The sequence below is a fragment of the Bacillus sp. RC240 genome (genome assembly GCF_044907945.1).
Taxonomy (GTDB): domain Bacteria; phylum Bacillota; class Bacilli; order Bacillales; family Bacillaceae_G; genus Bacillus_A; species Bacillus_A mycoides.
Genome location: NZ_JBIYCT010000002.1, coordinates 328,158 through 348,380, shown reverse-complemented (window position 1 = coordinate 348,380; position 20,223 = coordinate 328,158). Strand labels below are relative to the sequence as shown.

General features: G+C 36.1%; 21 protein-coding genes and 1 riboswitch. Of the genes, 14 read left to right on the top strand and 7 right to left on the bottom strand.

The window, feature by feature from the left end; all coding sequences use genetic code 11:
* The first annotated feature begins 10 nt into the window (after positions 1–10).
* A complete protein-coding gene (locus ABH955_RS09720) occupies positions 11–1,249 on the top strand; it encodes a DNA polymerase IV (protein WP_404445263.1) in 1,239 nt (412 codons plus the stop codon).
* Positions 1,250–1,423: 174 nt separating this feature from the next.
* Here ABH955_RS09720 and ABH955_RS09715 read toward each other — a convergent pair whose 3' ends face one another.
* The 3 genes from ABH955_RS09715 to ABH955_RS09705 all read right to left on the bottom strand — a co-directional run bounded on the left by ABH955_RS09715 (position 1,424) and on the right by ABH955_RS09705 (position 5,853).
* The gene (locus ABH955_RS09715; RefSeq protein ID WP_016096135.1) at positions 1,424–2,125 is read right to left on the bottom strand and encodes an MgtC/SapB family protein; all 702 of its coding nucleotides are present in this window, start codon (positions 2,123–2,125) and stop codon (positions 1,424–1,426) included.
* Positions 2,126–2,201: 76 nt separating this feature from the next.
* Positions 2,202–4,907: a magnesium-translocating P-type ATPase gene (gene mgtA / locus ABH955_RS09710; protein WP_404491072.1), complete on the bottom strand. Its 2,706-nt coding sequence runs from the start codon at positions 4,905–4,907 to the stop codon at positions 2,202–2,204.
* Positions 4,908–5,238: 331 nt separating this feature from the next.
* A riboswitch (M-box (ykoK) riboswitch) is annotated at positions 5,239–5,406 on the bottom strand.
* Between the two features lie 195 nt (positions 5,407–5,601).
* Entirely contained in the window at positions 5,602–5,853 is a 252-nt protein-coding gene (locus ABH955_RS09705; protein ID WP_000665712.1) for a DUF3932 family protein, read from the bottom strand.
* Positions 5,854–6,042: 189 nt separating this feature from the next.
* On the opposite strand from ABH955_RS09705, the gene rnz reads away from it, so the two are divergent.
* From rnz to sdaAA, 4 genes are all read left to right on the top strand, one after another.
* Positions 6,043–6,966, top strand: a complete 924-nt coding sequence (gene rnz, locus ABH955_RS09700; protein ID WP_002014952.1) for a ribonuclease Z — start codon at positions 6,043–6,045, stop codon at positions 6,964–6,966.
* Between the two features lie 562 nt (positions 6,967–7,528).
* On the top strand, positions 7,529–7,666 hold the full coding sequence (locus ABH955_RS09695) for a hypothetical protein (protein WP_002066987.1): 138 nt from the start codon (positions 7,529–7,531) through the stop codon (positions 7,664–7,666).
* Between the two features lie 45 nt (positions 7,667–7,711).
* The gene (sdaAB, locus tag ABH955_RS09690; protein WP_002088527.1) at positions 7,712–8,371 is read left to right on the top strand and encodes an L-serine ammonia-lyase, iron-sulfur-dependent subunit beta; all 660 of its coding nucleotides are present in this window, start codon (positions 7,712–7,714) and stop codon (positions 8,369–8,371) included.
* A gap of 18 nt (positions 8,372–8,389) precedes the next feature.
* Entirely contained in the window at positions 8,390–9,268 is an 879-nt protein-coding gene (gene sdaAA / locus ABH955_RS09685; protein ID WP_002033842.1) for an L-serine ammonia-lyase, iron-sulfur-dependent, subunit alpha, read from the top strand.
* 57 nt (positions 9,269–9,325) lie between these two features.
* Here the strand turns inward: sdaAA and proI are convergent, their stop codons facing one another.
* Positions 9,326–10,165, bottom strand: a complete 840-nt coding sequence (gene proI / locus ABH955_RS09680; RefSeq protein WP_002066991.1) for a pyrroline-5-carboxylate reductase ProI — start codon at positions 10,163–10,165, stop codon at positions 9,326–9,328.
* 165 nt (positions 10,166–10,330) lie between these two features.
* Here proI and ABH955_RS09675 point away from each other — a divergent pair, with 165 nt between their 5' ends.
* Positions 10,331–11,284 (top strand): MBL fold metallo-hydrolase, encoded by a 954-nt coding sequence (locus ABH955_RS09675; RefSeq protein WP_404491070.1) that lies wholly within the window; start codon positions 10,331–10,333, stop codon positions 11,282–11,284.
* A gap of 9 nt (positions 11,285–11,293) precedes the next feature.
* A complete protein-coding gene (locus ABH955_RS09670; protein WP_404491069.1) occupies positions 11,294–12,088 on the top strand; it encodes an SDR family oxidoreductase in 795 nt (264 codons plus the stop codon).
* Positions 12,089–12,117: 29 nt separating this feature from the next.
* Here the strand turns inward: ABH955_RS09670 and ABH955_RS09665 are convergent, their stop codons facing one another.
* Positions 12,118–12,303: a YqzH family protein gene (locus tag ABH955_RS09665; RefSeq protein ID WP_002014960.1), complete on the bottom strand. Its 186-nt coding sequence runs from the start codon at positions 12,301–12,303 to the stop codon at positions 12,118–12,120.
* Positions 12,304–12,527: 224 nt separating this feature from the next.
* Between ABH955_RS09665 and argC the strand changes: the two genes are divergently transcribed.
* The 7 genes from argC to ABH955_RS09630 all read left to right on the top strand — a co-directional run bounded on the left by argC (position 12,528) and on the right by ABH955_RS09630 (position 18,696).
* A complete protein-coding gene (gene argC, locus ABH955_RS09660; protein ID WP_003191291.1) occupies positions 12,528–13,565 on the top strand; it encodes an N-acetyl-gamma-glutamyl-phosphate reductase in 1,038 nt (345 codons plus the stop codon).
* 10 nt (positions 13,566–13,575) lie between these two features.
* On the top strand, positions 13,576–14,799 hold the full coding sequence (gene argJ, locus ABH955_RS09655; protein WP_404491068.1) for a bifunctional glutamate N-acetyltransferase/amino-acid acetyltransferase ArgJ: 1,224 nt from the start codon (positions 13,576–13,578) through the stop codon (positions 14,797–14,799).
* An 11-nt stretch (positions 14,800–14,810) separates the two neighbouring features.
* Positions 14,811–15,578, top strand: coding sequence for an acetylglutamate kinase (gene argB, locus ABH955_RS09650; RefSeq protein WP_404445248.1), 768 nt, complete (start codon positions 14,811–14,813; stop codon positions 15,576–15,578).
* Positions 15,575–16,735, top strand: coding sequence for an acetylornithine transaminase (locus tag ABH955_RS09645; RefSeq protein ID WP_002129009.1), 1,161 nt, complete (start codon positions 15,575–15,577; stop codon positions 16,733–16,735). Before argB ends, ABH955_RS09645 begins: the two co-directional genes overlap by 4 nt.
* A gap of 12 nt (positions 16,736–16,747) precedes the next feature.
* Positions 16,748–17,698 carry an ornithine carbamoyltransferase gene (argF, locus tag ABH955_RS09640; protein ID WP_002014968.1) on the top strand — a complete coding sequence of 317 codons (951 nt, stop codon included), beginning with the start codon at positions 16,748–16,750 and terminating at the stop codon, positions 17,696–17,698.
* Between the two features lie 148 nt (positions 17,699–17,846).
* Positions 17,847–18,398: a DUF2062 domain-containing protein gene (locus tag ABH955_RS09635; RefSeq protein WP_002088510.1), complete on the top strand. Its 552-nt coding sequence runs from the start codon at positions 17,847–17,849 to the stop codon at positions 18,396–18,398.
* 58 nt (positions 18,399–18,456) lie between these two features.
* Positions 18,457–18,696, top strand: a complete 240-nt coding sequence (locus tag ABH955_RS09630; RefSeq protein WP_404491067.1) for a hypothetical protein — start codon at positions 18,457–18,459, stop codon at positions 18,694–18,696.
* A gap of 24 nt (positions 18,697–18,720) precedes the next feature.
* Here ABH955_RS09630 and ABH955_RS09625 read toward each other — a convergent pair whose 3' ends face one another.
* Both ABH955_RS09625 and ABH955_RS09620 read right to left on the bottom strand, forming a co-directional pair.
* Entirely contained in the window at positions 18,721–19,167 is a 447-nt protein-coding gene (locus ABH955_RS09625) for a MarR family winged helix-turn-helix transcriptional regulator (protein WP_404453987.1), read from the bottom strand.
* A gap of 72 nt (positions 19,168–19,239) precedes the next feature.
* Entirely contained in the window at positions 19,240–20,019 is a 780-nt protein-coding gene (locus tag ABH955_RS09620; RefSeq protein WP_002067002.1) for a GDSL-type esterase/lipase family protein, read from the bottom strand.
* Between the last annotated feature and the right edge of the window lie 204 nt (positions 20,020–20,223).

Genomic DNA, 20,223 nt, shown 5'->3' with positions numbered 1-20,223 from the left:
GGTGAGTAGTATGCGAGAAATGTATCCGAAAAATGGTCGTGTCATTTTACATGTAGATATGAATTGCTTTTTCGCATCTGTTGAAATTGCTCATGACCCATCATTACAAGGAAAGCCATTAGCGATTGCGGGGAATGAAAAAGAGAGAAAAGGGATTATCATAACATGTAGTTATGAGGCGAGAGAATATGGAATACGTACGACGATGCCTCTATGGGAAGCGAAGCGATTATGCCCGCAAATAGTTGTGAGGCACCCTAATTTTACATTATATCGAGAAGCTTCATTTCAAATGTTTCAAATTCTTTCCCGTTTTACAGAAAAAATACAACCGTTTTCTATAGATGAAGGGTATTTAGATATTACAGATTGCTATGCGCTCGGTTCGCCTCTTGAAATAGCGAAGATGATTCAACAAGCGTTACTAACAGAGTTACAGCTTCCATGTAGCATTGGGATTGCCCCAAACCTTTTCCTAGCAAAGACTGCTTCAGATATGAAAAAACCTCTTGGAATTACAGTACTTCGAAAGCGTGATATCCCAGAAATTATTTGGCCACGATCAGTTGCAGAGATGCATGGAATCGGAGAGAAAACAGCTGAAAAACTAAAAGACATTCATATACATACAATTGAACAGTTAGCAAAAGGAGACGAGCATATCATTCGCGCTAAAATTGGAAAGCACGGTGTTGATTTACAAAAACGTGCAAAAGGTATGGATGACAGGGAAGTTGATCCGAATCAAATGGGACAACATAAAAGCGTTGGAAATTCGATGACTTTCTCAAAGGATATGGACGAAGAAAAAGAATTACTTGATATGTTAGAAAGATTATCGAAATCAGTAAGCAAAAGGCTACAAAAACGAACTCTCGTTAGTTATAACATTCAAATTATGATTAAATACCATGATCGTCGCACGGTAACACGGAGTAAACAATTGAAAAATGCAATATGGGAAGAACGGGTTATTTTCCAATCAGCATCACGTTTATGGAAGCAACACTGGGATGGTGATTCTGTTCGTCTGTTAGGTGTTACAGCTACTGAATTAGAGTGGAAGACAGAATCAGTGAAACAGTTAGATTTGTTTTCATTCGAAGAAGATGCGAAAGAAGAGCCGTTACTTGCTGTTATTGATCAAATTAATGAAAAGTATGGAACACCTCTTTTACAGAGAGGTAGTCAATTATTGCGTAAGCAAGAAAAGTCTTTTCAGCAAAAATTAGAAAATAAGTTTATGTAGAAGGTTTTAGAGATTTAAACCCTTCTTTTTTAGCCCCATACTAAGTTGAAACAAAAAGATTGAATGAGTATGGATTACTTTTAGTTATTCCTAGCAGTTGCTAATAACTTGAAAATAAAACAGAAGGTGTCATGAATATTAAACCTTCTGTTTTATTCATGACACCTTTATGATTTAACTTGCTTCTAAGTCTAGTGTTGTCTTCCACCCCGCGGCAGTAACACCAGATTCTAAAAGCATTCTACTTACTATTTTTTCAATTAAGACAGCTGCATTTGTATTGCAATGTAATGTAGCTTGTATACATACTTTTTGGTTAGAATCAACGTCTTCACTGTACAATTCTTTTAAACCGATACCTTCAGAACTTACCATGTGCATGAGAAGAAAACGAATATGTGCTTCATTTTCTTCTGAACAAGTAAGAGAAAGTAAGTAGTTTGTTTGCTCGGGTAAATCTTCTTTTGATTTATTATTCATAAATAGAGCGATTGGGCGTAGTAGTATATTTGCTAGTAAGACGCCGGCTGCACCTAGCATAGCTGCAACGAGGAAGCCAGCACCTGTAAGAGTACCAACAGCAGCTGCACACCATAAAGTTGCCGCTGTATTTAACCCTCTAATACTAAAACCGTCACGAATAATAACACCGCCTCCTAAAAAGCCAATACCACTAACAACTTGAGCGGCGATGCGTGATGGACTAGCATCATGATCAAGCATGACGGATAATAAAACAAATATACAGGCGCCAAGTGATACGAGAGCATTTGTCCGCAAACCAGCCATTCGATGTCTCCATTGTCTTTCCATTCCGATGCAAGCTCCTACAATAATTGCTATGAATAACCTTAATACGATGTCATACCATATCATCATGGTCACCTCCATACATATAAGTACATGTTATATTTTTTGAGAATGAGTGAGAAATACCCACTCATTCTCATTTTTACAACCAGCTATGGAATTTTTTAATATAAAGCTTTTTCAGGAATTGTGTTAAGAAAGCATAACCTAATAATATTCCTATGAGCCACGGGAAATAGCTTAGTGGTAATGCTTGTAAACCAATTGCTGCACCAAGTGGTGAGAATGGAATGTAAATTCCGATTGCCATAATACAAGCGGTTAATACAAGAACTGGTATTGATGCTGTACTTTGAATGAACGGAATTTTCTGTGTTCTGATCATGTGGACAATTAATGTTTGAGTTAGTAACCCGACGACAAACCAACCAGATTGGAATAGTGATTGTTCTCCAGGTGTATTTGCACCGAATACATTCCACATGACAACGAATGTGATAATATCGAATATAGAGCTAATTGGACCGATGCAAATAATGAAGTTACGCAAGTTTGCAGTATCCCATTTTCTAGGCTTCTCTAGAAATTCCTTATCCATTTTATCCCATGGAATTGAAAGCTGTGAAATATCATAAAGTAAGTTTTGAATTAAGAGATGAATTGCAAGCATCGGTAAAAATGGAATGAAAGCACTTGCTATTAATACACTAAATACATTTCCGAAGTTAGAGCTCGCCGTCATTTTGATATATTTTAAAATATTGCCGAACGTAGTACGTCCCTCTAAAATACCTGCTTCTAATATAGTTAAACTTTTTTCGAGTAAAATAATATCAGAAGATTCTTTTGCGATATCGGTAGCGGTATCAACAGATATTCCAACGTCAGCTTCACGTAATGCCACGGTATCGTTAATGCCATCGCCCATGTAACCTACAGTATGACCATTACCTTGTAATACGTGAATAATACGAGATTTTTGCATTGGATTTAGTTTTGCGAACACTGTTGTTTCTTCTGCCAGTTTTGCTAATGCTTTATCTGGTAAAGAATCGATTTCGTAACCGAGGACAGGCTCTCCTATATTTAATCCAACGTCTTTACAAACCTTTCTTGTAACAATTTCGTTATCACCAGTTAAGATTTTCACTTGTACGCCGTGTTTTTGCAATGCTTGAATTGCAGAAGCAGCAGATGGTTTTGGTGGATCTAAAAAGCCGATATATCCAGTAAGGATCATAGCGGATTCATCTTGTACTGCATAAGCTTTATGATAAGGTTTGTTATCTTTCTTGTATGCTACAGCGATGACACGCATTCCTTCACTATTTAAAGTTTCGCTAAGATGTTTTACATTTGCTCTCATTTCTTCAGTGAGAGGGACAATTTGCCCATCAACTTCAGTGTAATTACAGATTGATAAAATTTCTTCTACGGCACCTTTACAAACCATTGTATGTTCACCTGAAATATCTTTCACGATGACAGACATACGACGACGAGCAAAATCGAATGGAATTTCATCTAGCTTTTGAAAAGCTGATGGATCAAATTTATGGTTTTCCTCTGTATGTTCAATAACAGCTTTATCTATTAAATTTTTCAATCCCGTTTGATAGAAGCTATTTAAATAGGCAAAGTGTAATACACGATCGCATTCATTTCCGTTAGGATCTAAATGACGAACTAGGACAACTTTATCTTCTGTTAAAGTTCCAGTTTTATCTGTGCAAAGAATGTTCATAGCACCTAAGTTTTGAATAGAGTTGAGCTGTTTTACAATTACTTTTTGTTTAGACATGTTAACGGCACCTTTAGCTAAATTAGCAGTTACAATCATTGGCAGCATTTCAGGTGTAAGACCAACTGCAACAGCAATAGCAAAGAAGAAAGCTTCTTGCCAATCTCCTTTTGTGAATCCATTAATGAGAAGGACAATGGGTGTCATAATAAGCATGAATGTGATTAAGAGCCAACTTACTTTGTTTACGCCTTTATCAAAGCTTGTTTCTGCACGTTTTCCGATAACCTTTTTTGCTAAAGAGCCGAAATACGTATCCGTACTAGTTGAAACAACAACAGCTTTTGCGCTACCGCTAACAATATTTGTACCCATAAAGCAAAGGTTTTCCATATCGAGCGGATTGTAATTTTTTTTCATGTTTTTCGGTAATATATGTTTATTTTCCGTATGGTAGCAGTTTTCGTATTTTTCTACAGGAAGTGCTTCCCCGGTTAAAGAAGACTGATTAACAAATAAATCTTTTGCGGATAAAATACGCACATCAGCTGGCACGATATCACCAGCTGAAAGTGAAATAATATCGCCAGGTACAAGTTCTTCAATTGGAATTTCTGTTGTGTAATTTCGATTTAAATTTGTTACGTTTTTTGTTTCGTGTACAAATCCATCTATTCTAAAGACACTCGCAGTTGTTCGAACCATAGCCTTTAACTTATCCGCCGCTTTCTGAGAGCGGAATTCTTGTAAAAAGCGAATCGTTGCACTTAGCAGTACCATTACAGATACGACAATTGTTCCTTGTATATCATCTGTGAAAAAAGAGAGTGCTCCAAGAGCTAACAAAACAAAAATAAATGGATTTTTAAATGCCAGCAGAAATTGAATATACCATGGCAATGTTTTATTATGAGCAATTTCGTTCGGACCGTATAAAGAAAGTCTACGAGACGCTTCTTGTTTAGAGAGACCATCTTGTGTTGTTTCTAAGAGTTTTAATGCAGAGTTTACATCCTGTGTTGCAACTTCCACTAATAATTCGTTATTTGCTTTCATGCTATCTTGATCGTAAGTATGCTTTGTTTCTTGTCTTTGTAAATTTAACATTGGTAGTTCCTCCTCTTTCATGAAGGAGGAAACAATCTGTTACTCGACTATTTAAAATTGGGAGGAACAGCTTCTTTCCTACCTACATGGTGAAATATTAACGTAAAACATATGGGTATCTGGGCCGAATCATCACTTGCCACTGTTCCTCACCTCCGTACAATTAGTAGTTTCTGAATATGCTATGTTTGTTTCATAGTAGGGTGCATAAAGATATAAAAAAGACCTTTACTCAAAACGAGTAAAGGTCTGAATTCATAGTCAAAAAGAGTCAACAACAAAGACTGTTAGTAAACATAGATAAAAACAGTTTTTGTGTATGACAAAACATACGCACCTCTCCCTCGTTGAGTTTTAGCACTGTATAGCATAGGTACTGAAACCAGCTACGTTAAGAAAGGCCTTCATTCCGACCTTTCCTGTTGACCCATTGGCGTCTCTCGACATTTTTGGGCAGCAGCGTTTCTCTATACAGGAGCCTCACCTAACAGAGACCATATTCAATTACACGTTGAATATTAGCACTGTAAAATCGTAGTGTCAATATCTTTTTAATCTGTTTTTTTGAAAAATCAAATAGATTTATGATGGCTATATAGTAGGAAATAAGCGGAGTTTTTGAAATAAGGCGGGAAAATAAATACTTTAATGAACATAAATAAAAAGCACTGATTACAGTGCTTTTTATTATAGATTATGAGATTGTAGGATTTTCAAAAATAACAATTTCTGAGTTACTTGTTGTTGAAACGCGTTGTGCGTAATATGTTAAAGCTGAAGAAATATATGTTGGTAACGTCTCATTTGTATGTGATGTTGTATATTCATGGATTAATTCTTTTAAAGTCGTCCATTCTAATTGTGCTGGGTGATCAGAAACGAAAGAACTTACCCAGCGATCAAATGAAGATGAAAAATCAGTTTGTAAACGAAATACTTCTTTCATAATAAAACGCTCCCTTAAAATGTAGTACAATCATTTTACCACAAAATACGAACGATAGCTAAATTTTTTAAGTATAATGTTCGTGTTATATAGTTGTCTAGATGATTGGTTATACAAATTCAATTTGCCATTTGAAATAACATTCCGTAAGATGAAAGATAGATTATATAAAGAGCTGGAGGAAAGAAAGTGGAATTTGTATTTTTAGGGACTGGTGCAGGTGTTCCTTCAAAAGGAAGGAATGTTTCAGCAATTGCTTTGCAGTTGTTAGAAGAACGAGGACAGACTTGGTTATTTGACTGTGGCGAGGCGACGCAACATCAAATACTACATACGTCTGTACGTCCACGCCGCATTGAAAAAATATTTATTACGCATTTACATGGCGATCATATTTTTGGATTGCCGGGTTTATTGGGTAGCCGTTCGTTTCAAGGTGGAACAACAAAATTAACAGTGTACGGACCAAAAGGAATTAAACAATTTATTGAAGTGGCATTATTAGTAAGTACGACACATGTTAAATATCCACTTGAAATCGTTGAGATTACGGAAGAAGGTATTGTGTTTGAGGATAATGAATTTTGTGTAGAAACAAAAAGGTTATCACATGGAATTGAATGCTTCGGATATCGAATTGTAGAGAAAGATATACAGGGAGCTCTTTTAGTGGATAAGTTACTGGGAATGGGTGTGAAACCTGGTCCAGTTTTTAAACGCTTAAAAGATGGTGAAGTAGTTGAATTAGAGAATGGCACAGTGTTAGATGGAAAAGATTTTATTGGCCCGCCTCAAAAAGGAAGAGTTATTACAATTTTAGGCGATACACGATATTGCGAAGCGAGTAGAGAGCTTGCGCAAGATGCTGACGTACTTGTTCATGAAGCGACTTTTGCGGCAGAAGATGAACAACAAGCGTATGATTATTTTCATTCCACATCTAAGCAAGCTGCGAGTATTGCACTTCAGGCAAATGCAAAACGCTTAATATTGACTCATATTAGTTCTCGTTATCAAGGAGATACATATAAGGAATTATTGAAAGAGGCAAGAGAGCTATTTTCTAATACAGAAATAGCTACGGATTTAAAATCATTTCCAGTAGAAAGATAATAATGTTGTGAAAAAATGGTGACGATAGGTTGCCATTTTTTTTATTTCTAAAAAAAATTAAAAATAAAACTGTTATCATTTTATTTTTATATAGGATGACACAGAAATTTTTAATGATGTGAAGATATAGGATAAAAATACATAATACCGATTATTTAGAAAAACTGTTATATAAGTCAGACGACATACGAGTGGTACAAGTAGCGAAAATGGATTTTTATTCAGAACTTTTAAAATTCATTAAAAGTAAGCGTTTTATTAAAAACAAGCTATAATGAGGGCAGATTATAATTTATTGTAGGCTACATGCGTTTTAGCCATTTGTCATAACAAGTGAAGTTGACTAAATCGTGAGAGAGCAACATGGAAATTATAATAGGAAGGATATTACTATTATTTGTACTAAGTCTTTTTTTCCTTTTTAGCTTTAAAATATCAAAAGGTATGAAAGCAATGGGAGTTTCACTTGTTTATGCTATGCTTGTAAGGGGTTCTGTGTTAAACTTTGGATTGCTACCAGACTTTATTGTGGACTATCTTATATTATTTTTAAATGCAGGTAATGCTAAGTTTCTTATTTATTATTATAACTGGTATTATTTCAGGATATATTGCTTCACTGTTATTCAAAAACTATCCAATTCTTACAGCGGAACAAATTCGTGGTACGACTGGAACAGCAACCGATTCGGTAGCTTAATAGAATAGTAAATAATTTTTTCATAGAGGTTTAGGGGGAGTTATGATGAAGTATCGCTCAGTGTTTGATATTATTGGTCCGGTTATGATTGGTCCATCAAGTTCACATACAGCAGGCGCGGCAAGAATGGGGCAAGTTGCTCGTCAGCTGTTTCGTCATGAACCAGAGAGAGTTAGCATTTCATTATATGGTTCATTTGCAAAAACATACCGTGGTCACGGTACGGATGTAGCGCTAATCGGTGGAATACTAGGATTTGAAACAGATGATTTACGTATTCCAAGTGCGTTAGATATTGCAAAAGAACGCGGGATTGAAGTGGAATTCATTGAAGAAGATGCAAATGCTCCGCATCCAAATACAGCGAAAATTCGTCTGTATAAAGGTGAAGAGGAAATTGAAGTTGTTGCTTGCTCAATTGGTGGCGGTAAAATTGAAGTTGTAGAATTAAACGGATTCGATCTTCAATTAACAGGCACGAGTCCAGCACTACTTATTGTAAATAACGATCGCTTTGGTGCTATCGCAGCTGTAGCTTCAATCCTTGCTAAGCATGAGATTAACATAAGTACAATGAGTGTTTCTCGTAAAGAAAAAGGAAGAAGAGCGCTTATGGTCATTGAAACAGATGAATTATTAGCAGATGAAGTAATTGCGGAAATAAATGGGCAACAAAATATTTGTCAAGTAACTATTATGGATTAATTGCAGGGGGGACACACCATGTTTCGGAACGCAGCGGAACTAGTGGCGCAAGCTAAAGAGCAAAATGTAAAAATCGCAGAAATTATGATTCAATGTGAAATGCAAACAAGAAATATCTCACGTGAAGAAGTAATTGCTGGAATGGAAAAGAACTTAGTCGTGATGGAACAAGCAGTAGAACGCGGTATTCGTGGTGTAAAATCACCGACTGGTTTAACTGGCGGGGATGCTGTGAAAGTCCAAGCGTATATGCAGAGTGGAAAAGGTTTATCTGGAGATACGATTTTGGACGCAGTGAGTAAAGCTGTTGCGACAAATGAAGTAAATGCGGCGATGGGAATTATTTGTGCAACACCAACAGCAGGATCTGCTGGAACAGTGCCAGGTGTACTGTTTGCACTGCAAGAAAAATTACAGCCGACACGCGAAGAAATGATTGAATTTTTATTTACAGCAGGAGCTTTCGGTATGGTTGTTGCGAATAATGCTTGTATTTCTGGCGCGGCAGGAGGTTGCCAAGCTGAAGTAGGTTCAGCAAGTGGAATGGCAGCTGCAGCAGCAGTTGAGATGGCTGGTGGAACACAAGATCAAGCAGCTACAGCGATGGCGATTTCATTAAAGAATATGCTTGGTTTAGTATGTGATCCTGTTGCAGGGCTTGTAGAAGTACCTTGTGTAAAACGTAATGCAGCAGGAGCTGCGAATGCCATGATTTCAGCTGATTTATCATTAGCTGGTGTAACTAGTACAATTCCATGTGATGAAGTCATTGAGGCGATGTTTAGAATTGGACAAACGATGCCAGTAGCACTTCGTGAAACAGCAGAAGGTGGCCTTGCAGCAACACCGACAGGTCGTCGTTTGCAAGAAGAGATTTTTGGTAAGAGTAATAACTAAAAGCATATCATATGATTAAAGTAAAAACGGAGCTCAAATAAAGTTGAGCTCCGTTTTTTATTTTTCTTTTGCTATTTCTTCTAATGTTTTTCCAAGATCGTGTGATCGTTTCGTTGCTTGTGTAATACATGAGATTAATGCTTGTTGAAAATTATGCTCCTTTAATACTTCAATACCTGCTTCAGTTGTTCCGCCAGGAGAAGTAATTTCTTTTCGCAAAATAGAAGGGTGTTTTTCGCTTGCTTTTAGCATTTCAGCAGAACCAATCATCGTCTGAAGAATAAGAGATTTTGCAACATCTTCTTTTAAACCAATTTTTTTTGCTGCCTCTTCCAGTGCCTCTACCACGTAATAAATATAAGCTGGTCCACTTCCAGATAATGCAGTGATAGCATGCATATCTTCTTCTTCTACAACAGAGACGAGACCAATCGTTTCAAATAAAGATGTTGCAGTGCGAATATGTTCCTCCGTTGTGTGTTCTGAAGGTGAGATAGCGGTAGCGGATTTTAAAATGGCTGCAGATGTATTTGGCATTGCACGAATAATCGGAACGTCTTTTTGAAGTAGGTTTCTAATTGAATGAGTAGAAACACCTGCTAATAACGAAATAATAAGCAAGTCATTATTTATGTATTCTTTAAGAGGAATAACCGCTTCTGCGACATCTTTTGGCTTCATAGCTAGAAAAAGAATATTTGCATCAGCAAGTAATTCCTTTTTATTATGTGTACCTTTGACACCGTATTTTTTATGTAACTCCTGTAATCTTGTCTCGTTAGAACGATTACTTACAGTGACGTGTTCTCCCTTAACAACATTTGCGTTTAATAAGCCACCAATAATCGCTTCGGCAATAGAGCCTGCACCGAGAAAGGAAATGTTTTGCATAGACATGATGTGCCTCCTTTAAATTTGGTTAGAAATACTTATAAATGTACATACATTCGTTTTTTTATGGAAAAGACCTCTTTTTATCTGAAAATAATGACAAATTTATAGGGAAGTTGTAAACTGAAGAGGTATTCATTTTTGAACCGGAAAAAGACAGGGGGGCTAAGCATGACGGCGATTCATCGAATGGAGATTCCTGTTCCATTTGCAGTTGAGACAGTGAATGTGTTTTTAGTTGAGGGAGAAACATTAACGTTAATTGATACAGGGACAAATACAGAAGAAGCAAAGAAAGCACTAGAAAGTCAATTAGGTGCATTAGGATATAAGATAGAAGATATTGAAACGGTAGTGATTACGCATCACCATGCGGATCATTGCGGACTTTTAAATAAATTTTCTGAAAAAGTAAAGATTATCGGACATCCTTGGAATGAACCGTGGATTACACAGAATGCTGAATTTTTAAAGAGGTATCATGAATTTTTTAAAGAGACAGCCTTGCAGTTCGGCGTTCCAGCAGTATTTCTGAATGGTGAGGCGTTATTGACGACGAAGACACTTAAATATTCTTGTAATAGATCGTTAACACATACCGTGAGAGAGGGAGATCGTATAGATTCGTTACCTGGATTTACAGTGATTGAAACCCCGGGTCATGCTTCCACTCATATTTCATTATATAGAGAATCTGATGGAATATTAATTGGTGGGGATGCTCTCATTAGTCATATTTCTTCAAATCCAATATTAGAACCACCATATGAAGGGCAAACAGAAAGAGCGCATCCCTTATTGCAGTACAATCAAACGTTAAAACGTTTAAGTGAAATGAATATTTCACGGATTTTATCAGGGCATGGGGAAGATGTTCTGAATGTGAAACAACTTATTGAAACAAGATTACAAAAGCAAGAGACACGTGCTTTTAAAGTGCTTGAACTATTAAAGGAAAAGCCAATGACAGCATTTGAGGTGTGTGTAAAACTATTTCCGGTATTATATAAAGAGCAATTACCACTTACTATCTCAGAAACTGTTGGACAATTAGACTTTTTAGCATATAATCAACAGGTGATGATTGATGAATCTTCACAACAATTGATTTATTATGCAAAGTAGGTGACAGCAATGACGGGACGTTTACAAGAAAAAGTAATCGTCATTACAGGTGCTTCTAGTGGAATTGGAGAGCAAGTTGCAATGCAGGTTGCAGAGCAAGGGGCGACGCCGGTATTAATGGCTCGAACAGAAGAGAAGCTACAAGCATTAGCAGACAAAATTAAAGTAACTTATAATACACCTTGCTATTACTATGTATTAGATGTAAGTGAAGAAACGAAAGTACGATCTGTTTTTTCAAAGGTATTACAAGAAGTAGGCCGTATTGATATATTGGTAAATAATGCTGGGTTTGGTATTTTTAAAACGTTTGAAGATGCTTCAATGGATGAAGTAAAGGATATGTTTCAAGTAAATGTATTTGGATTAGTAGCTTGTACGAAAGCGGTATTACCTAATATGGTAAAAAGGAACGAAGGACAAATTATTAATATTGCTTCATTGGCTGGAAAAATTGCAACTCCGAAGTCGAGTGCTTATGCAGCAACAAAACACGCTGTATTAGGATTTACGAATAGTTTACGTATGGAGTTATCTAACACAAATGTGTATGTAACAGCAATTAACCCAGGACCGATAGAAACGAACTTTTTTGAAATAGCCGATCAATCAGGTACATATGTGAAAAATATGGGACGTTACATGTTAAAACCAACATATGTAGCAGAACAAATCGTAAAGGCGATGCAAACGAAAAAACGTGAAGTAAACTTGCCGAAGTGGATGGGAATGGGGCCAAAGCTCTACGCATTATTCCCAGGTTTATTTGAACGCGTTGCAGGCAAATCATTAAGTAAAAAATAGGAGATTTCCATATGGAAATCTCCTATTTTTTATTTTCCAGTCACATAATCGTAAACGATATCCTCAACAGCCTCGTATACATCAATTTCAGTATTTGAATGAATTATCATTTGAATATGTTTAATTAGCATTTCCTGATCCTCTTTTGAAACAGGATTACATTGATATTGCCGAAAACTTTTTATAATCATTTTCTCAATTAATTTTTTATTCATGTTTTTCCCCGCCTATATGTATACATGTATTGTTTTATTGTACTTGAAGTGAAATGAAAATACTACTATGCACTATTTTTGCATAAAAATCCACTTGTATATATTGTTTTTATAGCGAAGTTAATATTTTCAAGTTTTTAAAAATTATAAATATTTAATTGACTTTATAATTATGCAATATTATAATCAAACTTAATTTAAAGAATAGATATGAGGAGGAGCTTATGAAAGTCGCAATTATTGGAGCAACTGGATATGGAGGTATTGAGTTAATTCGGTTATTAGAGCAACATCCATATTTTTCGATAGCATCTCTCCATTCTTTTTCACAAGTCGGTGAATTTATAACAAATGTATACCCGCATTTTCGAAATGTCCTTGTCCATACGTTACAAGAAATTGATGCGGAGAAAATAGAGAAGGAAGCTGAAATTGTATTTTTAGCAACCCCAGCGGGAGTATCGGCAGAGTTAACACCAAAATTATTGGCAGTAGGTTTAAAAGTAATTGACCTATCTGGAGACTTTCGTATGATAGATCCCTCGTCATATGAATTGTGGTATAAAAGGCCAGCTGCACAGGAAGAACTTCTTAGGAAAGCAGTATATGGATTAAGTGAATGGAAAAGGCCTGAGATCCAAAATGCAAATTTAATTGCAAACCCAGGATGTTTTGCTACAGCTGCATTATTAGCGGTAGCGCCGTTAGTACGTAGCGGCATGATTGAAGAAGCTTCGATTATTATTGATGCGAAATCAGGAGTATCTGGAGCGGGCAAAACGCCAACAACAATGACTCACTTTCCTGAGTTATACGATAACTTACACATTTATAAAGTTAATCAGCATCAGCACGTTCCTGAGATTGAGCAAATGCTTGCAGAGTGGAATCGTGAAACGAGGCCAATCACGTTTAGTACACATTTAATACCGATATCACGAGGGATTATGATTACACTTTATGCGAAAGTGAAAAAGGAAATGAAAATAGAGCAACTTCAAAAGTTGTATGAAGAAACGTATGAATACTCAGCTTTCGTTCGAGTTCGCTCGCAAGGAGAATTTCCAAGTCCGAAAGAAGTAAGGGGCTCAAATTATTGTGATATTGGGATAGCTTACGATGAAAGAACAGAAAAAGTTACGGTCGTTTCTGTTATAGACAATATGATGAAAGGTGCGGCAGGGCAAGCAGTTCAAAATGCAAATTTATTAGCGGGACTAGAAGAGACAACGGGTTTACAGCATATGCCGCTTTATCCATAAGGGGGAAATTATGATTAAAGCATCGTCTATTACAAAATTAGCAAATGGTTCAATTGTTACACCAAAAGGCTTTTTGGCAATCGGTACTGCAAATGGTCTGAAAAAGGTGAAAAAGGATATGGGTGCAATCGTTTGTGAGGTGCCAGCATCATGTGCCGCTGTGTATACAACAAATCAAATACAAGCAGCGCCGTTGCAAGTAACGAAGGATAGCATAGCAGCAGAAGGGAAATTACAAGCAATTGTTGTAAATAGCGGCAATGCAAATGCTTGTACGGGGATGAAAGGATTGCAAGATGCTTATGAGATGCGAACATTAGGAGCGGAACACTTTGGAATAAAAGAAAAGTACGTCGCAGTCGCTTCAACAGGTGTAATTGGAATACCTTTACCGATGGGTATCATTCGAAAGGGAATTGAATCTCTTGTGCCAACAAAGGAAGTAAGTGAAGCTTATTCTTTTTGTGAAGCAATTTTAACGACAGATCTTATAACGAAAGAAACTTGCTATGAGATGATAATTGATGGGAAAGCAGTGATCATTGCTGGGGTCGCAAAAGGATCAGGGATGATCAAACCGAATATGGCAACGATGCTTAGTTTTATTACAACAGACGCCAATATAGAGCATGAAGTATTGCAAACAGCATTATCACAAATTACGAATCATACGTTTAATCAAATTACGGTGGACGGAGATACTTCTACAAATGATATGGTCATCGCTATGGCAAGTGGATTATCAGAAACGAAAACGATGAATATGGAACATGAAGACTGGGAAACTTTCGTAGTTGCTTTACAAAAGGTATGTGAAGATTTAGCGAAAAAAATTGCACAAGATGGTGAAGGTGCTACGAAGTTAATAGAAGTAAACGTGTTAGGGGCTAGAACAAATGAAGAAGCAAAGAAAATTGCAAAACAAATAGTCGGTTCCAGTCTTGTGAAAACAGCGATATACGGTGAGGACCCAAATTGGGGAAGAATTATTAGTAGTACTGGACAGAGTGAAGTAATTATTAACCCAAATACAATTGATATCACTCTTCAATCTATCGCCGTATTAAAAAATAGTGAGCCTCAAATGTTTTCTGAAGAGGAAATGACAAAGAAATTACAAGAACATGAAATAAAAATTGATGTGTGTTTACATTTAGGAGATGAAACGGGATCGGCTTGGGGCTGCGACTTAAGTTATGAATATGTGAAAATAAATGCTTGTTATCGTACATAAGGAGAGAGAAGATGAGTGATTATATTGTAGTTAAATGTGGCGGTAGCATGTTGAATCGATTAAATAGTGTCTTTTTTGATTGTATAAAGAAATTGCAAAATAAGTATAAGGTTGTTATTGTCCATGGCGGTGGCCCAGAAATTGATGCCAAGTTAGAAGAATCTAATATCGAGATAGAAAAGAAAGATGGATTAAGAGTAACACCAAAAGAGGTTATGGATGTTGTTCAAATGGTGCTATGCGGAAGTACGAATAAAAAATTCGTAATGAATTTACAAAAACATGATTTACTTGCGGTGGGGCTTTCAGGATGTGACGGTAATTTACTTCAAGTTCAACCTGTTGGCGAAGCGATAGGATATGTAGGAGAAGTAAGTTATGTAGAAACAGCCCTATTGAAAGGGTTGATAGATATGAATTATATTCCTGTCATTGCCCCTATTGGGATAAATGGTAATGAGGTTTATAACATAAATGCAGATACCGCTGCAGCTGGAATAGCATATGCACTATCCGCAAAAGAACTCATTTTTATAACGGACGTAGATGGAGTATTACACGAAGGAAGATTGGTAAAGAAAACGGATGAATATGAAATTCTTACTTTTATAGAACAAGGCGTCATTACAGGTGGAATGATTCCGAAAGTACAGGCGGCACTTACATCGTTAAAAATGGGAGTGGAAAAGGCTAGTATCGTAAATGGTACAAAGGATTTTACTGAGGTTACAGGAGAGTGTGTTGGAACTACGGTAACAAAAGGAGTGAGTATCGTATGACAAACCATCTTTTTCAAACATATGGAAGAAGAGAAATTGAATTTCTAAAGGGCAATGGGGCTAAAGTTATTGATAAAAGTGGTGAGCAATATTTAGATTTCACTTCTGGTATTGGAGTATGTAACTTAGGACATTGTCATCCTACGGTTGTAAAGGCAGTAGAAAAGCAACTTAGAAATATATGGCATATATCTAACTTATTTACGAACTCCTTACAAGAAGAGGTCGCATCATTATTAACAGAAGATACAGCATTAGATCATGTGTTTTTTTGTAATAGCGGGGCGGAGGCAAATGAAGCGGCTTTAAAGCTAGCACGTAAGCATACTGGAAAATCTCTCGTAGTAACATGTGAGCAATCTTTCCACGGGAGAACATTTGGAACGATGAGTGCAACAGGGCAAGATAAAGTGAAAGAAGGATTCGGTCCATTACTTCCGTCTTTTTTACATATACCATTTAACGACATACGAGCATTAGAGGAAGTAATGAATGAAGAAGTTGCGGCGGTAATGGTAGAAGTTATTCAAGGAGAAGGAGGAGTAATATTAGCTGATCCATCCTTTTTGAAGGAAATTGAAAAACTATGTAATCAGTACAATGCTCTTTTTATTATAGATGAAGTACAAACTGGAATAGGCAGAACAGGAACACTATTCGCTTATGAGCAAATGGGAATAGTTCCTGATATCGTTACCATCGCAAAGGCGCTTGGGAATGGTATTCCAGTTGGAGCGATGATTGGCCGAAAAGAACTAGGTTCTTCTTTTACTGCCGGGTCACACGGTTCAACTTTCGGTGGGAATTATATTGCTATGACTGCAGCGAAAGAAGTATTGCAATTCATTAAGGAGCAATCGTTTTTTAAAGAGGTACAGGAAAAGGGCGAGTACGTATTAAAGAAATTGCAAGAAGAATTACGACACGTTGAATGTGTTCAAAATATTCGTGGTAAGGGACTTATGATTGGAATCGAATGCAAGCATGAGGTTGCAAATGTCATAGAACAACTAGAAAAAGCAGGACTTCTCGTATTACAAGCAGGGCCTAATGTTATAAGACTATTACCACCACTTATTGTAACGAATGAAGAGCTAGAACAGGCAATATATATGATAAAAAGAGTGGTTTGTACAAAAAATGCATCAATAATATAAGGGGGAAATTTCATGTCAACTGTACAAGTACCGAAATTAAATACGAAAGATCTTTTAACGTTAGAAGAATTGACGCAAGAAGAAATCATTTCTTTAATTGAGTTCGCTATATATTTAAAAAAGAACAAGCAGGAGCCTTTATTACAAGGGAAAATATTAGGTCTCATTTTTGATAAACATTCAACCCGTACTCGCGTTTCTTTTGAAGCAGGAATGGTACAGCTCGGAGGACATGGAATGTTTTTAAGTGGAAAAGAGATGCAAATTGGCAGAGGAGAAACGGTGTCAGATACTGCGAAAGTACTATCTCATTATATTGATGGAATTATGATACGCACATTTTCGCATGCGGATGTAGAGGAGCTTGCAAAAGAGTCCAGTATCCCAGTTATTAACGGTTTAACTGATGATCATCATCCTTGCCAAGCATTGGCAGATTTAATGACGATATATGAAGAAGTTCATACGTTTAAAGGAGTTAAATTAGCTTATGTAGGTGATGGGAATAATGTATGTCATTCATTATTGCTAGCGAGTGCAAAAGTCGGAATGAATATGACTGTTGCAACTCCTGTAGGGTATGAGCCGAATGAAGAAATTGTTAAAAAAGCATTAGCGATTGCTGATGAAACAGGGGCTGAAATTGAAATTTTGCATAATCCTGAATTAGCGGTAAGTGGAGCAGATTTTATTTATACTGACGTTTGGATGAGTATGGGCCAAGAAGGAGAAGCAGAAAAATATACTTTATTCCAGCCTTTCCAAGTAAATAAAGAGCTTGTTATACATGCAAAGCAAACATATCGTTTCCTGCACTGCCTGCCCGCTCATCGTGAAGAAGAAGTAACTGGAGAGATTATAGATGGGCCACAGTCTATCGTTTTTGAGCAAGCTGGTAACAGGTTGCACGCGCAAAAAGCTTTATTAGTGAGTTTATTTAAAAATATAGAAGAGCCTTCCTAAAAGGGAGGTTTTTTTATATGGAAATGTCGGATGTATATTTAGTTAATTATCTCTATATCATTTATAATAAAAAGAGCAAACTAAATTTGTTTTTCATATCATGTAAGGACATACTAGATAAAAAAATATAGTTAAAGAGATGATGAATTTGAAAACAACTAAGAAAACATATTCGTTTTTTCAGCGGATGTGGAGAATATTAAAGTTTCAATATTTTAAGTTGCTTCGATCGCCAGAAGGAGCAAAGAAAGTGTCACTAGGTTTTGCTATTGGATTTGGTTTAGAAATGTTGGTGATTTATACGGCATCGCTCGTATATTTAATATTTTATCCAATTGTCAGGTTAGCAAAGGGATCTTTTCCAGCCGCAGTCATTGGTAATATTATTGGGAAAATATCGTTTCTCCCAGTATTTTTATTTCCGTTTGCTTATGCGCTAGGAAAAATGATTTACCCATTTCATGTACAGAAAATACATCATGAACCATTTACGATATCAGATTTGTTTTCGAGCCATATTTTTACGATGTTAAAGAGCTTATTACAGAGTGAAGTATATGTATTAATTGGTATGACGATAATAGGAATTGTGTTTGGGGTAATTTCATATTTCGTTGTGCATTATTTATATGAAAAGAATCGTAAGTTACGTTTGAAGAAAAGAAAGAAACAAGTGAGAGAACCACTTGTTCAAATATAAAGAATGTCACATTCATTTTCTCCTTTGAATATGTTTAAGAAAAAGGGGGAGAGAATGAATGTATTATTACTATGTACCTCAAGTATATCCATATACAAATTATTATCCTGTAACTGGAGCGAGACAGCAATTCGGAGTATATCCGCAGCAACAAATACAACAAATACAACAAATACAACAAATGCAACAAATGCAACAAATGCAACAGCCTGAGCAGCAACCTGTTCAAGAACGAAAACCGTATTTAATGACATGGCCGTATTCAAATGTATACTATGGTAATTATTACGAATCATAAAGCTGCTTCTATTTAGAAGCAGCTTTATGCGTTTGTTTTCAAAATTAAATTTTGAATGGTTTTAAGAGAATAAATGAGCTTTTCACGCTCTTCCTCAGATAATGTTTGAAAATTTTCTTTTAGTTTGCCTAAAATGAATTGCTGATACTGACTTACTAACATTTTCCCTTCAGTTGTTAGGGAAATTAAAATGACCCTTCGATCTTTTTCGCTATAATGACGCTCTATTAGCTCTTCTTGAATAAGTTTGTTTAATAGAGGGGTCATGTTAGGCCGTGAAATCGCTAGCCGCTTGCCAATTTCTGAAACTGCTAATGTAGCATTTTCATGCAAAAGCAGTAACACTTGCGTATGTGATGGCGGCATATGTCTTTGAGAAGAAAACTCTCCAGGAAGCATAAATTTGCGATAAAAAAGAGGCACTAGCGAAAGAAGATGATCAACAATACGTTCCCACTCGCGTGATTCCATATAACGGCCCCCTTCCACTATCATTGTAACAAAAAAGACAAGGTATAAAAATAGAATTGTTTCATGGTAGCCTTAATATTTGTAGGATAACACTTGCTTTGTAAATGTATTGGCAATAATCGCATAACCGTTATCATTTGGGTGTACTTGGTCAAATAGTAACTCTTTTTTATCATTCGAAATTAATTTGCGAATTGGTAAAACGATCGACGGTTGATGTGCTTTTGAAATAGAATAAATAGAATCATTCCAACCGTCTAAAAACATATCTGCATAACTTGCGATGGAGTCATCTAGTTGTAAAGGGTTATAGAGTTCAGAGAGAATGAGTAAAGCATTCGGATTTTGATCTCGAACGGTCTTTACAATATTTTTCACATCCGTTTCAAAACGGGCTTTTTCTTTATTTAACATTTTAATACCATCTATAACACCTACATCACGATTTAAGCGGAATAAATTATTTCCTCCAATACTAATAGTAATGATATTTGCTTCCCTAATTTTTTGTTGAACTTCTTCTGACTGGACTTTCTTAACAAGACGATCTGTAGTGAGACCATTTACACCGAGGTTTTCTACCGTAATTGGTTTATGAATTTGTCCTTCTAATTGTCTAGAAGCTAATTCGGCAAATCCCCCTTGTGTAGATCCATATCCTTTTGCAAATGAATCACCTAATACGAGGTGATAAAAGGAGTCGTTCGTTTGCTTATCAATCCAACTCGGAGCAGATGTTTTTTCTGCTTTTCCTTCAGTTCCTTTTTGTTCTATCTCATCGTTCTTTTCAAAATTAGAACAAGAAATGATTAGAAGGAGGAGACAAACAATTGTTAAGATGACTTTTTTCATAAATTCATCCTCCTTGTAATTGGTAATTGTATCATATTCAGCAGTATTAGCAATGTAAGGGCATATTATATGTTTATGAAAAGTTTACAATGACTTTACAGAAAATTTGTAGAAGTTTGTCAAAAAATATTGACGATACGAAAGAGTTTTATATATGATAATGTCAGATAAGGTGAAATGCTGCTTAGTGGGAGCTTTATCTCC

What these genes read in the sequence shown, in the direction of transcription:
- argB (WP_404445248.1), top strand. Translation starts at nt 14,811, where the DNA reads ATGAGTGATTATATTGTAGTTAAATGTGGCGGTAGCATGTTGAATCGA.
- argJ (WP_404491068.1), top strand. Translation starts at nt 13,576, where the DNA reads ATGATTAAAGCATCGTCTATTACAAAATTAGCAAATGGTTCAATTGTT.
- ABH955_RS09665 (WP_002014960.1), bottom strand. Translation starts at nt 12,303, where the DNA reads ATGAATAAAAAATTAATTGAGAAAATGATTATAAAAAGTTTTCGGCAA.
- mgtA (WP_404491072.1), bottom strand. Translation starts at nt 4,907, where the DNA reads ATGTTAAATTTACAAAGACAAGAAACAAAGCATACTTACGATCAAGAT.
- ABH955_RS09630 (WP_404491067.1), top strand. Translation starts at nt 18,457, where the DNA reads ATGTATTATTACTATGTACCTCAAGTATATCCATATACAAATTATTAT.
- sdaAB (WP_002088527.1), top strand. Translation starts at nt 7,712, where the DNA reads ATGAAGTATCGCTCAGTGTTTGATATTATTGGTCCGGTTATGATTGGT.
- ABH955_RS09715 (WP_016096135.1), bottom strand. Translation starts at nt 2,125, where the DNA reads ATGATATGGTATGACATCGTATTAAGGTTATTCATAGCAATTATTGTA.
- ABH955_RS09720 (WP_404445263.1), top strand. Translation starts at nt 11, where the DNA reads ATGCGAGAAATGTATCCGAAAAATGGTCGTGTCATTTTACATGTAGAT.
- ABH955_RS09620 (WP_002067002.1), bottom strand. Translation starts at nt 20,019, where the DNA reads ATGAAAAAAGTCATCTTAACAATTGTTTGTCTCCTCCTTCTAATCATT.
- ABH955_RS09705 (WP_000665712.1), bottom strand. Translation starts at nt 5,853, where the DNA reads ATGAAAGAAGTATTTCGTTTACAAACTGATTTTTCATCTTCATTTGAT.
- ABH955_RS09645 (WP_002129009.1), top strand. Translation starts at nt 15,575, where the DNA reads ATGACAAACCATCTTTTTCAAACATATGGAAGAAGAGAAATTGAATTT.
- ABH955_RS09670 (WP_404491069.1), top strand. Translation starts at nt 11,294, where the DNA reads ATGACGGGACGTTTACAAGAAAAAGTAATCGTCATTACAGGTGCTTCT.
- ABH955_RS09695 (WP_002066987.1), top strand. Translation starts at nt 7,529, where the DNA reads ATGCTAAGTTTCTTATTTATTATTATAACTGGTATTATTTCAGGATAT.
- ABH955_RS09625 (WP_404453987.1), bottom strand. Translation starts at nt 19,167, where the DNA reads ATGGAATCACGCGAGTGGGAACGTATTGTTGATCATCTTCTTTCGCTA.
- argC (WP_003191291.1), top strand. Translation starts at nt 12,528, where the DNA reads ATGAAAGTCGCAATTATTGGAGCAACTGGATATGGAGGTATTGAGTTA.
- argF (WP_002014968.1), top strand. Translation starts at nt 16,748, where the DNA reads ATGTCAACTGTACAAGTACCGAAATTAAATACGAAAGATCTTTTAACG.
- proI (WP_002066991.1), bottom strand. Translation starts at nt 10,165, where the DNA reads ATGTCTATGCAAAACATTTCCTTTCTCGGTGCAGGCTCTATTGCCGAA.
- ABH955_RS09675 (WP_404491070.1), top strand. Translation starts at nt 10,331, where the DNA reads ATGACGGCGATTCATCGAATGGAGATTCCTGTTCCATTTGCAGTTGAG.
- sdaAA (WP_002033842.1), top strand. Translation starts at nt 8,390, where the DNA reads ATGTTTCGGAACGCAGCGGAACTAGTGGCGCAAGCTAAAGAGCAAAAT.